Origin of the sequence: Caulobacter sp. CCG-8 (assembly GCF_037402475.1) — a bacterium.
Classification (GTDB): Bacteria; Pseudomonadota; Alphaproteobacteria; order Caulobacterales; family Caulobacteraceae; genus Caulobacter.
The window spans coordinates 97,853-110,100 of record NZ_JBBEUD010000009.1; the positions used below are offsets into that span (position 1 = coordinate 97,853).

The following is a 12,248-nucleotide window of genomic DNA, read 5'->3' on the forward strand; positions in this document are numbered from 1 at the left end:
GCGCTTCACGCTTTCCGGGATGACAAGAGATGGTTTGACCACCGGTCCTTCAGCTACTCCCGATATTCCTTCAGCAGCCCCTCCAGCCGCCGCTGCTCGGGCTTCAGCACCTTGAAGAACCGCAGGGCGTTCCAGCCGAGGCTGGCGGCCAGGGCCACGCCGAACAGCAGCAGCATCTGCCAGACGTTGCGGTCGGTGGCCTTGCCCACTTCGTTCAGCTGGAACACGCCGATCAGGGTGGGCAGGATGAACACCGGCAGGCTCATCCAGAAGATCCGGTAGTTGATCCGCGCCCGGCGGTTGGCGGCCAGCATGGCCTCCAGGGTCTGGCGCACCGGCGAGCCGTCGCCGCGCGGCCGCCTGACCAGCAAGGCGGCGAAGAACACCGCCGCCAGCACGGCCCAGCAGACCGCCAGCATGGCCAGGGCGCCCCATTCGTGGGCGAGATCGCTGCGGCCGGTCAGGAACGACCGCGCGGCGATCGCCGTGAACAGGGTCATGGCCGCGACCGGGATCGCGAACAGCAGGGTCTCGCCGCGACGGCGGGCTTTCAGCATCTGCATCATCTGCTCCATCAGATAGGCCTGAGCCCGGGCGTCGGGGGTGTTGGCCTCCGATCGCCAGGCCTGTTCGAGACGGTCAAACTCCATCGCCGTCCTCCTTCACCAGGGTCGTCAGCCGGGCGCGGATGCGGGTCAGTCGCGCGCCGACATTGGTTTGCGTCAGGCCGTGCAGCCCGGCGATCTGCTCGTAGGCCAGGCCGTCCAGCGACAGCAGGATCAGCGACCGGTCCAGCGGCGGCAGGGTGCGGATCGCCGCGTATAGGCGCTCCAGAAGGCCCGCCTCGGGCGTGTCCGGGTGGTCCGCCCGCACGGCCAGTTCGGCCGCCGCAGCGTCCTGGCGTCGCCGCCGCCGGGTCTCGCCGCGCCGCCAGGTGAGGGCGGCGTTGTGGGCCACGCGGTGGACGAAGGTGGCGTCGGCGGCCTCGCCCCGGAACCGCGGCCGGGCCTTCCACAGGGCCACCGTCAGCTCCTGCATCAGGTCGTGCTGGTCGGCCGGCTCGGCGAAGGCGCGGGCCACCCGGCGCAGGGCGCCCAGGTGCGACGCCAGCCACGCCGCGAAAGCCTCGTCCTCCTGTCGTCCAGCCGCCATGGTGCGCCCCGTTTTCGAAAGGTTAGACGCCGGCAGCCGCGCCGTCCTTACACGGGTGCGGACAGGCTTCCGTTCGGGGCATGCTTGCCACGCTTCAAACGCTCGTTAGACTTTGTCCCATGTCCGACGATCTCACAGACGCCCAGGCCGCCGCCATTCCCGAGGGCTACAGCCAGCTGAACTGGTCGCGCGGCTTCGGCCGGCAGATCGGGCCGCTATACGAACAGCGCGCAGGGCCCGGCGAGGCGACCCTGGGCTTCCGCGTCGAGGAGCACCACACCAACGGCCTGGGCAACTGCCACGGCGGCATGCTGATGAGCTTCGCCGACATGGCCTGGGGCCGGATCATCTCGCTGCAGAAGTCCTACAGCTGGGTCACGGTCCGCCTGAACTGCGACTTCCTGTCGGGCGCCCAACTGGGCGATTTCGTCGAGGGCGCGGGCGAGCTGATTTCGGAACAGGACCTGGTCTTCACCGTGCGCGGCCGCATCTGGGCCGGCGAGCGGACCCTGATGACCGGCACGGGCGTCTTCAAGGCCCTGTCGCCCCGCGCTCCGCGCCCGGGCGAGGTCGCCTACAAGGCGGAGGCCTAGCGATGGCCGACGACCGTCCCGCCCCCGTCTCGCTGCTGGGTCCGTTCAACGGCGAACGGCCGCCGGCTCCGGCCTGGTTCGAGGCCGCCGTCGCCGTCGCGCCCGAGCGCTCGCGCATCCCCGTCGAGGGCGCGGAGATCGAGCTGCTGACCTGGGGCGAGATCGGCAAGCCGGGCCTACTGTTCCTGCACGGCAACGGCGCCCACGCCGATTGGTGGAGCTTCATCGCGCCGTTCTTCGCGAAGGATTGGCGTTGCGCGGCCATCTCGTGGTCGGGCATGGGCGGCTCGGACTGGCGGCCAGCCTATTCGGCGCAATCGTTCGCGGCCGAGATCTTCGCGGCGGTCGAGGCGGCGGGCCTGGAGGCGGGCGGCGTGAAGCCGATCCTGGTCGGCCACTCGTTCGGCGGCTTCCCCACCCTCTATTGCGGCGTCGAGCACGCCGACCGGCTGCGCGGCATCGTCATGGTCGACAGCAGCATCCAGCCGCCCGAGAAGCGCTGGAAGGGCCCGCCCTCGCGTCCCGACGCCGCCAACCGGGTCTATCCGACCCTGGAGCAGGCGCTGAGCCGCTTCCGCCTGGCCCCGCCGCAGGGCTGCGAGAACCTCTACATCGCCGACCACATCGCGCGCGGCTCTCTGAAGGAGGTCGAGGGCGGCTGGACCTGGAAATTCGATCCAGCCATCTGGCAGCGGTTCTCGATGCCGGACCTTGGCCTGCTGCTGCCGCGCATCGCCTGCCCGGCGGCGGTGATGTGGGGCGAGCGCTCGGCCCTGATGCGCGAAGACACCCTGGCCTACATGTTCGGCGAGATGCCGGGCAGCGTCCTGCGCGTCGCCATCCCCGACGCCGATCACCACGTCATGGTGGACCAACCGCTGGCCTTCGTGGCCGGGCTGCGGGGACTGCTGGCGGGCTGGGAGTAGGGCGCACGCGGGGCTTGTCCCGCCGCCGGTCCGCTGGCTAGCCTGTGGCCACGCTTTTGGGGGACGGTCATGGGCAAGCCAATCGATGTCGGGATCAGCACGCAGGTCGGGCCGCGGACCATCGAGGCGTCGCGCCTCAAGATGTCGCTCTACCTGGCGGGCAGCCTGGTCTTCTTCGCCCTCGCGGTCTGGATGGTCAGGGATCCGTCGACCGGCTGGAAGGGATGGCTCGCCCTGGGCTTCGTCACGCTGTGCATCGCGAGTTTCACCTGGATGCTGCTGCGTCCCCAGGTCCTGGAGCTGGACGCCAAGGGCTTCACGCTTCGCGGAGGTTTCGTCCGGTCCCCCAAGACCGTGCTCTGGCGCGATGTCGAGAGCCTCTTCGTCTACAAGCTGCCCCGGGGCGGCAAGATGATCGGCTACAATCTCGTGCCCGCCGCCCGCAAGCAGACGGCCCTGGGCCGGATCGCGCGCGGCTTCGGGGCCGACGGAGCCTTGCCCAAGGGCTGGCCCGGCTCGCCCGAGAAGATGGTCGAGGACCTGAACGCCTACCGGCTGTGGGCGCTGGGCGGCCGTTGACGACCGGCCGGGATGACAAGGCCCGCGCCGCCCGTTAAGCCCCCAAGGGCCTTAGTCGGGGCCTAGTCGGGAGCCTGATCCTTCGTGAACGCGAAAAACCCTGCCGGTCCCGTGCTGGTCTACGCTCCCGACCGGGGCATCGGCGACCTGATGTGGCACCTGCCGACCTTCCGGGCCATCGCGGCGACCACGCCTGAGGGGACGGTGGTGCTGGCCGCCCGGCCGTCCAGCCGCGCCGCCGAGGTGCTGGCGGTCGAGCCGACGATCGCCGGCGTGATCTATGCCCGCCACTTCGCCGGATCGCTGAAGGGCGTGAAGGAGGTCCTCGACTTCTGGCGCATCTGCCGCGCGGTGAAGCCGCGCGCCGTCTGGATCCTGGAGAAGATCGGCCGTCCCGCCCAGGCCGCCTGGCTGGCCGGGGTGCCGGACCGGCGCGGCTTCGGCCTGGGCCATTCCAGCCAGGAGCAGTGGCTGCGGGGGCCGTTCCTGCCCAAGGCCATGCGGCCCGAGCATCGCCTGGCCAAGCTGGCCGCCTTCGAGGCCCTGCATGGGCTGAAGGTCGACAGCCGCGAGCCGGGCCTGTTGCTCGACCCCAAGGCCGTGGCCGCCGTCAAGGCGCGGTTCGGCGACCGGCCCGGGCCCTGGCTGGTGCTGGGCGTGGGGGCCAGCGAGCCGGCCCGCACCTGGCCCGCCGAGCGTTTCGCCGCCGTGTCGACGGCCCTGGCCGACCTATTCCCGACCGTCTTCTGGCTAGGCGGGCCCGGTGACGCCGCGCGGGCCGCGCCCGTGATCGAGGCTCAGCCTCCTGGCCGCGACGTGGCCGTCTTCGACCTGCCGCTGGACCAGGGCGCGGCCCTGATCGCCCTGTCGGCCGGGTTCCTGGGCAACGACTCGGGACCTCTGAACGTCGCCGCCTCGGTCGGCCGCCCGGCCGTCGGCCTGATGGGCACCAGCCCCGTACCGGCCTATTCGCGCTGGCTCTCGCGGCTGGACGGTGGGGAAGGGCGGATCGCCGACATTTCGGTCTACCAGGCCGTCGCGGCTGTGCGAACGCGGTTCACCGACGAGGCCTGGGCCAACCGCGACATCGCGGCGGCTTGAGCCCACGCGCCGCACGTTGTAAGCGGCGGGGCGTTTTTTTAATTCCACCTAGGAAACAGACATGGCCGGCGACTACCAACGCGGTTCGATGGACATTCAAGAGCAGGCCGCGACCTTCGAGGGTTTCGGCAAGATGACCAAGTGGGGCTCGCTGGCCGTGGCCGTCCTGCTGCTGACGATCACCCTGTGGTTCTGCACCGCCGCCGGCTTCATCGGTGGTCTGGTCCCGGGAATCGTGCTGGCGATCGTGGGCGTCGTGTTCCTGCGCGAAAAGCCCGCCTCCGCCCACTGACACCGGTAGACATCGGAATTTTTTTGCCTCTGACGCGAGCGTAAGGCTCGACATCGGGCAAGAACATCCCCTAGAGAGACGCGCAAGCTCGTCGGAGCAAGCAGCGTCCTTGGGAGGGGTATGCCGATGGCCGTCATCGCCGTCACGAAAGAGACCCGCGCGGGTGAAACGCGGGTCGCGGCCACGCCCGAGACCGTGAAGAAACTGGCTGCCGCCGGCTTCACGGTCGTCGTGCAGGCCGGGGCGGGGATCGCGGCGTCGTATCCGGACGCCGACTACGAAGCGGCCGGCGCCAAGCTGGCCAAGACGGCGAAGGACGCCCTGAAGGACGCCGACGTCCTGTTCAAGGTCCGCGCCCCCGAAGCCGCCGAGATCGCCGCCCTGAAGAAGGGCGCGATCGTCGCGGCCGCGCTCAATCCGCACCAGGACAAGGAAACCCTGGACGCCCTGGCCAAGGCCGGCGCCAGCGCCATCGCCATGGAGTTCATCCCGCGCATCACGCGGGCCCAGGTGATGGACATGCTGTCCTCCCAGGCCAACCTCGCCGGCTATCGCGCCGTGATCGAGGGCGCCGAGGCCTACGGCAAGGCCCTGCCGATGATGATGACCGCCGCCGGCACCGTCGCCGCGGCCAAGGTCTTCGTGATGGGCGTGGGCGTGGCGGGCCTGCAGGCCATCGCCACCGCTCGCCGCCTGGGCGCGGTGGTCACCGCCACCGACGTGCGTCCGGCCACCAAGGAGCAGGTCGAGTCGCTGGGCGCCAAGTTCCTGGCCGTCGAGGACGAAGAGTTCAAGAACGCCCAGACCGCCGGCGGCTACGCCAAGGAAATGTCGAAGGAATACCAGGCCAAGCAGGCCGAGCTGGTCTCCTCGCACATCGCCAAGCAGGACATCGTGATCACCACGGCCCTGATCCCCGGCCGCCCCGCGCCCAAGCTGGTCAACGCCGCCCAGGTGGCGTCGATGAAGCCGGGCTCGATCCTGGTCGACCTGGCCATCGAGGCCGGCGGCAACGTCGAGGGCGGCAAGCTGAACGAAACCGTGGTCACCGCCAACGGCGTCAAGATCCTGGGCGCGGCCAATCTGCCGGGCCGCATCGCCACCGACGCCAGCGCGCTCTACGCCCGCAACCTCTTCGCCCTGTCGAGCCTGTTCCTGAACAAGGAGGGCGCCTTCGCCCCCGACTTCGAGGACGAGATCCTCAAGGCGGCCCTGGTCACCCAGGGCGGCGAAGTCGTGCACCCTTCTCTGAAGACCGCCTAACTCCACGCATCGAAATAGGGAGGCTCCCATGGAAGCCGTCGACCCCACCGTGTTCCGCCTGGCGATCTTCGTGCTCGCCATCTTCGTGGGCTACTACGTGGTCTGGAGCGTGACGCCCGCGCTGCACACCCCGCTGATGGCCGTGACCAACGCCATCTCGTCGGTGATCATCGTCGGCGCCCTGCTGGCCGCCGCGGCCCACGGCGCCAATGCCGACCTGGACGGCGGCACGGTGGCCGCCTCGACCTGGATCTCCAAGGGGGCCGGCGCGGTCGCCGCCGCCTTCGCCGCGGTCAACATCTTCGGCGGCTTCCTGGTCACCCAGCGCATGCTGGCGATGTACAAGAAGAAAGAGAAGAAATAGGGCGCGGAAGGCGACGGGAGCCTTCGGGCCATGTTCAGCGCGATCAAGAAAATCGCCAACCGTTCCGACGGCCTGCGGCGCATCGCGCTGGAGCGCTGGTGGGACGAGCTGCGCGGCAGCGAACGGGCTCGCCAGCCCGGGCGGCTGATCGCCCATGGCCGCAAGACCTACAGCCAGAACGACGAGGACGGCATCGTCCTCGAGATCTTCAACCGCATCGGCGAGGGCGACCGGCGCTTCATCGAGTTCGGCGTCCAGGCCGGGGTGGAATGCAACACCGCCCTGCTGCTGATGGCCGGCTGGAGCGGCCTGTGGCTGGACGGTTCGGACAAGTACGTCGAGGCCGCCCAGAAGCACCAGGCCGTGGCCGTGGGGCAGGGGCGCCTGACCGTCCAGAAGGCCTTCGTCACCGCCGAGAACATCGACGGCCTGCTGGGCCCCTGGGCCGGCGGGACCGCCGCCACGCCCGCCTCGGTGGACCTGCTGTCGATCGACATCGACGGCAACGACTACTGGATCTGGAAGGCCATCGAGGCCGTGCGCCCGCGCGTCCTGATCATCGAATACAACGCCGCCTATCCGCCGCCCGTGCCCTTCGTCGCCGAGTACAAGGCCGACCGGGTCTGGGACGGCGGCAACTATCACAGCGCCAGCCTCACCAGCCTGGAGGCCCTGGGCCGCGCCAAGGGCTACGCCCTGGTCGGCTGCAATCTCTCCGGCGCCAACGCCTTCTTCGTGCGCGAGGACGAGTTGGCCGGTCCCGACGGCCAGCCCCGCTTCGCCGCGCCCTACACGGCGGCCAACCACTACGAGCCGCCGCGCTACGACCTCTCCGGCCTGCCTTCGGGCCATCCACCCCGGTTCGGCGTCAACGCCGCGCCGGAGTTGAGTCCTCAGGAGGGCGGGCGTTGATCGTGCCGCACCTCACCAGTTTCGCTTTCGGGTTCATCGCGATCGGCATGGCCGCCGGTGCGTTTGTGGTCCGGCATCGACAAGCCCGGTTGAGCGGAATGCTCATTGGACTCTCTTATTTTTCGTTGGCCGCCGCGCTGGGCGTCGAGATCAGGATTTCTGAACTCGAGCGTCGTCGAGGTTTCCATGAAGACGTGGCAGTGCTGAGGGGCGTGGTTGCGCAGTTTGTCGCCCTTCCGACGATCGTACCGCCCCGCGAGCGGGATCAAACCGTCGTGCTCGCGAACGCGATGCTGCACCACGTGGAAAGCTCGCGGCGGGACCATGACCTCCCGAGTAAAATCATAGCCCTGCTCCTGCTCGTCGCAGGTGGATTCAAGTTGGGGGGCGCCGTGGTGCCAACCGACTCTTCTGCTGGTCGTCCCCAGCGAAAAACCGACAACGCCAACAACGCGGCGTCCGCAGCCGCAATGGGGGAACACCCGTGAACGCCAATCTCGCCGCCATCCTCTACATCGTGTCGGGGGTGCTCTTCATCCTGGCGCTGCGGGGGCTGTCCAGCCCCGAGACCAGCCGCAAGGGCAACACCTACGGCATGATCGGCATGGCCATCGCCGTGCTGACCACCCTGGCCACCCTGTGGAGCCAGGGCGCGCTCGACCCGGTGACCATCGGCCTGATCATCGGCGGCGTGGCCGTCGGCGGCGGGGTGGGCGCGGTGATCGCCCGCAAGGTGCCGATGACCTCGATGCCCCAGCTGGTGGCGGCCTTCCACAGCCTGGTCGGCATGGCCGCCTGTCTGGTGGCCGTGGCGGCGATCTACACCCCGGCGGCCTACGGCATCCTGGGCGCGGACGGTCATGTGCACCTCAACAGCCTGATCGAGCTGTCGGTGGGCCTGGCCATCGGCGCCATCACCTTCACCGGCTCGGTCATCGCCTTCGCCAAGCTGAACGGCAACATGGGCGGCGCGCCGATCCTGCTGCCGGCCCGCCACCTGCTGAACATCGTCATTGCCCTGGCCATCGTGGCCCTGGTGGTGGTGCTGGTGATCTCGGGCGGTGCGGCCATCTGGGCCTTCTGGGCGATCTTCGCGCTGAGCCTGCTGATTGGCGTGACCCTGATTATCCCGATCGGCGGCGCCGACATGCCGGTCGTCGTGTCGATGCTGAACAGCTATTCGGGCTGGGCCGCCGCGGCTCTGGGCTTCACCCTGGAGAACACCACCCTGATCATCACCGGCGCCCTGGTCGGTTCGTCGGGCGCGATCCTGTCCTACATCATGTGCAAGGGCATGAACCGATCGTTCGTCTCGGTGATCCTGGGCGGCTTCGGGGCCGACGCCGCGGCCGCCGGCCCCGGCGGCAAGGTCGAGACCCGTCCGGTCAAGCAGGGCTCGGCCGACGACGCGGCCTTCATCATGAAGAACGCCAGCAAGGTGATCATCGTCCCGGGCTACGGCATGGCCGTCTCCCAGGCCCAGCACGCCCTGCGCGAAATGGCCGACAAGCTGAAGGAAGAGGGCGTGGAGGTGAAGTACGCCATCCACCCCGTCGCCGGCCGCATGCCGGGCCACATGAACGTGCTGCTGGCCGAGGCCAACGTGCCCTATGACGAGGTGTTCGAGCTGGAGGACATCAACAGCGAGTTCTCGACGGCCGACGTGGCCTTCGTGATCGGCGCCAACGACGTCACCAACCCGGCCGCCAAGACCGACCCGCAGAGCCCGATCTTCGGCATGCCGATCCTGGACGTCGAGAAGGCCCGCACCGTGCTGTTCATCAAGCGCGGCATGAGCTCGGGCTACGCCGGCGTGGAGAACGAGCTGTTCTTCCGCGACAACACCATGATGCTGTTCGGCGACGCCAAGAAGATGGTCGAGGGGATCGTGAAGGGGCTCTAGGGCCTGCGATCCCGTCTGCAAAAGAAGAGGCCCCGGACGTTCCCGTCCGGGGCCTTTTGCTTGTCTGGATCATGCGGTCGCTCAGCGGGCGGCGACCGAGACCGGGGTGGCGCGGACGGCCATCTTCAGGGCTTCGCGCTGGCTCTGCGACAGCTGGGCGGCGGCCTGCTTGCGGATGCCGTCCTTGCAGCCGGCGATCGTGAAGTCGCCCGTGGGGTTGTCGTGGACCAGGGTGCGGCAGACGCGTTCGCCGGCGGCGTCGACGCGGGCGTTGAATTCGGCGGCGTGGGCGGGGTTGGAGAGGTTCAGGCCCACCAGCGAGATGGTGGCGGTGGTTTCGGCGTGGGCGGCCTGCAGCAGGCCCAGGGCGGGCACGGCGGCCAGGGTGACGGTGGCCACGGCGGCCAGACTGGTCATGAACTTGCGCATCGGATCGTCCCTTCGGTTGATGTCGGCGGCGCGTCCCTGCGCCATGCCCAAAGGTATATTCCGGTATTCTCATGAATACTCGTTACGTCTCCTTCATGACGTGTAATTAAAGAAGTGTACTCAAAGTAATGTTCTAAACTTCCTGTAATGTCGGCGTGGATCATCTGTTCGCGGATCATGGCCATGGTTGACCAATGGTTAAGCTGCGCCGCCTTTTCGCCTCATGGACGCGGCATAGGGCTACGCCTTCATCATCCCGAAAGGTCACCTGTGGGATGGGAGCCCGCTTCGGCGGGACCTTTGGGTCGACCGCCCGTCTGTGAGGATCGCTCTTGGCGTCTCGAGTCCTGGCCGCAACCACGTCGCCCTATTCGCTCGTCGCGTTCGCCGCGCTGGGCGGCGCCATCGTGGTCTGGGGCGCGGTCAATGCGGTGACGACCATCGGGGCGATGAGCGCCGGCCTGGAGCAGCCCGCGCCGGCGACCGCGGCAGAGCCCGTCACGGCCCCCGAGCCGCCGCCCCCGCCGCCGCCCGCCTTCGTGTTCGACGCCCCGCTGCCGGGCCATGTGGTCAATTCGCCGTTCGGCCTGCGCCAGATGCCGTGGGAAGAGAACGGCCGCCTGCACGAGGGCGTCGACATCGCCGCCCCGGTCGGCGCGCCGGTCCACGTGGCCACCGACGGCATCGTCATGCGCAGCGGCGTCTCGTCCACCTACGGCCGGTTCGTCGAGGTGGCCCACAAGGACGGCTTCCGCACCCTCTACGCCCACCTCGGCCGCGACGCGGGCTTCAAGCGCGGGGCCTATGTCAAGCGCGGGACCACGGTGGCCTATGTCGGCAGCAGCGGCCGCTCGACGGGCTCGCACCTGCATTTCGAGCTGCGCAACAAGGCCGGCAAGCCGCTGAACCCGGCCCTGTTCATGGGCAAGACCTTCGCGCAGAAGGACGACCTGCCCCTGAAGGCCGCCGCCAAGGTGGGCCGCAAGGTGCGCCTGGCCACGGTCTCGCGCTGGCCCGACGGCGTGAAGGCGAAAATGTCGGCCAACGGCGAGGGCGTGGTCACCCGCGTCAAGGGCGGCCGCATCCGCACGCGGATCAACGTGGTCGACGGCTAGGGCTCCCGCCTTTTGGGCGTCCCGGCCCTCCATGCGTTTTCCACAGGGCCGTCACTCGACGGACACCGACGCTCGGCTAGAGTGGCCGCATGCTCAAGTTCCTCGGACGCGCCGTTGCCGGATTCGCTCTTTTCCTTGTCTCGTTCGTCGCCGTGGGCGGCCTGATGTCGGCGGCCGGGCATCCCGCGCCGCGCGGCAAGATGGTGGACATCGGCGAGGGCCGACAGCTGCGGCTGGTCTGCGAAGGGCCCGCCCAGGGCGCGACGGGCGACCGCCCGGTGGTCTGGCTGGAGGCGGGGGCCTTCGGTTTCGCCGCCGACTGGGGCGCGACCCAGGAAGCCCTGACGAAGGCCGGTTGGCGGTCCTGCGCCTACGATCGGGCCGGCATGGGCTTCTCGCCGCCCGGGCCCGCGCCGCGCGATGGCCTGGCCATCGTCTCCGACTTCGAGAAGCTGGTCGCCGCCTCCGGCGAGCAGGGACCGTTCATCGTGGTCGGCCACTCGATGGCCGGCCTGCGCCTGCGCGAATACGCCGGACGCAACCCCGACAAGATCGCCGGCCTGGTGCTGGTCGACGCCGCCACGGCCGACGCCTCGGAAACCGAGGCCTTCAAGCCCTTCATCCAGGCCTTCGCCACGGCCTCGCGCTGGGCGGCGCGGGGCGCGTCGCTGGGGCTCTACAAGCCGCTGGTCTACACCAGTCTCGGCGACAAGATCGGCCTGCCGCCGGCCGCCAAGGCCGAGAAGCGCTGGGCCTTCGCCAACGGCCGCCACAACCGCACCGCCGCCGCCGAGGTCGAGCTGTGGTCGGAGTCGGCCCGGCAGGCGGTCGCCGTCCCGGCCTACGATCCCGCCTGGCCGGTGGCCGTGGTGACCGCCGGGCCGGTCCAGGGCCGCGAGAAGCGCAAGGCCATGCAGTCCGCCCCGGCCGAGCGGTCGGCGCACGGCTATGTGGACCACGTCGAGGCGGCCACCCATACGCGGCTGCTGGGCGAGCAGTTCGCGGGGCATATCGTCAAGGCGGTGGAGTTCGTGGGCGGGAGGGGCGGCTAGCACTTGCCCCCTACGGACCGCTTCGCGGTCGTCTTCCCCCAGAGGGGGAAGAGCCTGAAGCGCGAGGCTCAGCCCCCTACGGGGGCGGACAGACGGCGAAGCCGTCAGGTGGGGGCAAGGGGGGCGTCATCCAGCTCTCAGGCAAACAAAACCCGCCCGGATCGCTCCGGGCGGGTTTGGTGTTTCCAGAAACCTGGAAAGCGTCGCTTAGCGCGCGCCGGCCGGCTTCTTCGGCATCGGCAGCAGGCCTTCGCGCTGAGCGCGCTTGCGGGCCAGCTTGCGGGCGCGGCGGACAGCTTCGGCCTTTTGACGGGCGCGCTTTTCCGACGGCTTCTCGTAGTGCACGTGGCGCTTCATTTCACGGAAGCTGCCTTCGCGTTGCATCTTCTTCTTCAGGGCCTTGAGCGCCTGATCGACATTGTTGTCGCGGACGAAAATCTGGACCAGGGGTCTCTCTCCATTCGACGGCCCGACCATCTTCCCGAGTCCCTCTCAGGGGCCGGGCGGGCGAACAAAACCTGATAAGCCCGGAAAGGGATCTCCCGGGCGACGAGGGGCGGCTGATAG

The 12,248-nt window shown here is 69.2% G+C and carries 16 protein-coding genes; 12 read left to right on the forward strand and 4 right to left on the reverse strand.

The features are described 5' to 3' along the window. Positions 1-53 precede the first annotated feature (53 nt). Both WAE60_RS10830 and WAE60_RS10835 read right to left on the reverse strand, forming a co-directional pair. A complete protein-coding gene (locus WAE60_RS10830; RefSeq protein WP_337686360.1) occupies positions 54-650 on the reverse strand; it encodes a hypothetical protein in 597 nt (198 codons plus the stop codon). After that, positions 640-1,152: a sigma-70 family RNA polymerase sigma factor gene (locus WAE60_RS10835; RefSeq protein WP_337686361.1), complete on the reverse strand. Its 513-nt coding sequence runs from the start codon at positions 1,150-1,152 to the stop codon at positions 640-642. Before WAE60_RS10835 ends, WAE60_RS10830 begins: the two co-directional genes overlap by 11 nt. A gap of 119 nt (positions 1,153-1,271) precedes the next feature. On the opposite strand from WAE60_RS10835, the gene WAE60_RS10840 reads away from it, so the two are divergent. The 10 genes from WAE60_RS10840 (at position 1,272) to WAE60_RS10885 (ending at position 9,085) form a co-directional block, all read left to right on the forward strand. Further along, positions 1,272-1,745: a PaaI family thioesterase gene (locus WAE60_RS10840; protein WP_337686363.1), complete on the forward strand. Its 474-nt coding sequence runs from the start codon at positions 1,272-1,274 to the stop codon at positions 1,743-1,745. Positions 1,746-1,747: 2 nt separating this feature from the next. Further along, a complete protein-coding gene (locus tag WAE60_RS10845; protein WP_337686365.1) occupies positions 1,748-2,671 on the forward strand; it encodes an alpha/beta hydrolase in 924 nt (307 codons plus the stop codon). A 69-nt stretch (positions 2,672-2,740) separates the two neighbouring features. Then, positions 2,741-3,250, forward strand: coding sequence for a hypothetical protein (locus WAE60_RS10850; protein ID WP_029914321.1), 510 nt, complete (start codon positions 2,741-2,743; stop codon positions 3,248-3,250). Between the two features lie 150 nt (positions 3,251-3,400). Beyond that, the gene (locus tag WAE60_RS10855; protein ID WP_337686493.1) at positions 3,401-4,351 is read left to right on the forward strand and encodes a glycosyltransferase family 9 protein; all 951 of its coding nucleotides are present in this window, start codon (positions 3,401-3,403) and stop codon (positions 4,349-4,351) included. A 61-nt stretch (positions 4,352-4,412) separates the two neighbouring features. After that, on the forward strand, positions 4,413-4,643 hold the full coding sequence (locus tag WAE60_RS10860; RefSeq protein ID WP_029914316.1) for an aa3-type cytochrome c oxidase subunit IV: 231 nt from the start codon (positions 4,413-4,415) through the stop codon (positions 4,641-4,643). Between the two features lie 120 nt (positions 4,644-4,763). Then, complete coding sequence (locus tag WAE60_RS10865; RefSeq protein ID WP_197026722.1) at positions 4,764-5,906, forward strand: Re/Si-specific NAD(P)(+) transhydrogenase subunit alpha; 1,143 nt, start codon at positions 4,764-4,766, stop codon at positions 5,904-5,906. Positions 5,907-5,934: 28 nt separating this feature from the next. Continuing rightward, on the forward strand, positions 5,935-6,270 hold the full coding sequence (locus WAE60_RS10870; protein ID WP_337686368.1) for a proton-translocating transhydrogenase family protein: 336 nt from the start codon (positions 5,935-5,937) through the stop codon (positions 6,268-6,270). Positions 6,271-6,300: 30 nt separating this feature from the next. Continuing rightward, the gene (locus WAE60_RS10875; RefSeq protein ID WP_337686371.1) at positions 6,301-7,182 is read left to right on the forward strand and encodes a hypothetical protein; all 882 of its coding nucleotides are present in this window, start codon (positions 6,301-6,303) and stop codon (positions 7,180-7,182) included. Then, positions 7,179-7,670, forward strand: coding sequence for a hypothetical protein (locus WAE60_RS10880; protein WP_337686374.1), 492 nt, complete (start codon positions 7,179-7,181; stop codon positions 7,668-7,670). The genes WAE60_RS10875 and WAE60_RS10880 overlap by 4 nt, the downstream gene beginning before the upstream one ends. After that, positions 7,667-9,085 carry an NAD(P)(+) transhydrogenase (Re/Si-specific) subunit beta gene (locus WAE60_RS10885; protein ID WP_337686377.1) on the forward strand — a complete coding sequence of 473 codons (1,419 nt, stop codon included), beginning with the start codon at positions 7,667-7,669 and terminating at the stop codon, positions 9,083-9,085. The genes WAE60_RS10880 and WAE60_RS10885 overlap by 4 nt, the downstream gene beginning before the upstream one ends. 81 nt (positions 9,086-9,166) lie before the next feature. Here the strand turns inward: WAE60_RS10885 and WAE60_RS10890 are convergent, their stop codons facing one another. After that, entirely contained in the window at positions 9,167-9,559 is a 393-nt protein-coding gene (locus WAE60_RS10890; RefSeq protein WP_337686380.1) for a UrcA family protein, read from the reverse strand. Between the two features lie 287 nt (positions 9,560-9,846). Here WAE60_RS10890 and WAE60_RS10895 point away from each other — a divergent pair, with 287 nt between their 5' ends. Both WAE60_RS10895 and WAE60_RS10900 read left to right on the forward strand, forming a co-directional pair. Beyond that, entirely contained in the window at positions 9,847-10,629 is a 783-nt protein-coding gene (locus tag WAE60_RS10895; protein ID WP_029914305.1) for a M23 family metallopeptidase, read from the forward strand. 89 nt (positions 10,630-10,718) lie between these two features. Next, entirely contained in the window at positions 10,719-11,681 is a 963-nt protein-coding gene (locus WAE60_RS10900) for an alpha/beta fold hydrolase (protein WP_337686383.1), read from the forward strand. 207 nt (positions 11,682-11,888) lie between these two features. Here the strand turns inward: WAE60_RS10900 and rpsU are convergent, their stop codons facing one another. Further along, positions 11,889-12,128 carry a 30S ribosomal protein S21 gene (gene rpsU, locus WAE60_RS10905; protein WP_089924448.1) on the reverse strand — a complete coding sequence of 80 codons (240 nt, stop codon included), beginning with the start codon at positions 12,126-12,128 and terminating at the stop codon, positions 11,889-11,891. Positions 12,129-12,248 lie beyond the last annotated feature (120 nt).

Excerpts from the sequence above, each read along its gene's own strand:
- WAE60_RS10830 (WP_337686360.1), bottom strand. The coding sequence starts at position 650 with ATGGAGTTTGACCGTCTCGAACAGGCCTGGCGATCGGAGGCCAACACC.
- WAE60_RS10835 (WP_337686361.1), bottom strand. The coding sequence starts at position 1,152 with ATGGCGGCTGGACGACAGGAGGACGAGGCTTTCGCGGCGTGGCTGGCG.
- WAE60_RS10840 (WP_337686363.1), top strand. The coding sequence starts at position 1,272 with ATGTCCGACGATCTCACAGACGCCCAGGCCGCCGCCATTCCCGAGGGC.
- WAE60_RS10845 (WP_337686365.1), top strand. The coding sequence starts at position 1,748 with ATGGCCGACGACCGTCCCGCCCCCGTCTCGCTGCTGGGTCCGTTCAAC.
- WAE60_RS10850 (WP_029914321.1), top strand. The coding sequence starts at position 2,741 with ATGGGCAAGCCAATCGATGTCGGGATCAGCACGCAGGTCGGGCCGCGG.
- WAE60_RS10855 (WP_337686493.1), top strand. The coding sequence starts at position 3,401 with ATGTGGCACCTGCCGACCTTCCGGGCCATCGCGGCGACCACGCCTGAG.
- WAE60_RS10860 (WP_029914316.1), top strand. The coding sequence starts at position 4,413 with ATGGCCGGCGACTACCAACGCGGTTCGATGGACATTCAAGAGCAGGCC.
- WAE60_RS10865 (WP_197026722.1), top strand. The coding sequence starts at position 4,764 with ATGCCGATGGCCGTCATCGCCGTCACGAAAGAGACCCGCGCGGGTGAA.
- WAE60_RS10870 (WP_337686368.1), top strand. The coding sequence starts at position 5,935 with ATGGAAGCCGTCGACCCCACCGTGTTCCGCCTGGCGATCTTCGTGCTC.
- WAE60_RS10875 (WP_337686371.1), top strand. The coding sequence starts at position 6,301 with ATGTTCAGCGCGATCAAGAAAATCGCCAACCGTTCCGACGGCCTGCGG.
- WAE60_RS10890 (WP_337686380.1), bottom strand. The coding sequence starts at position 9,559 with ATGGCGCAGGGACGCGCCGCCGACATCAACCGAAGGGACGATCCGATG.
- WAE60_RS10900 (WP_337686383.1), top strand. The coding sequence starts at position 10,719 with ATGCTCAAGTTCCTCGGACGCGCCGTTGCCGGATTCGCTCTTTTCCTT.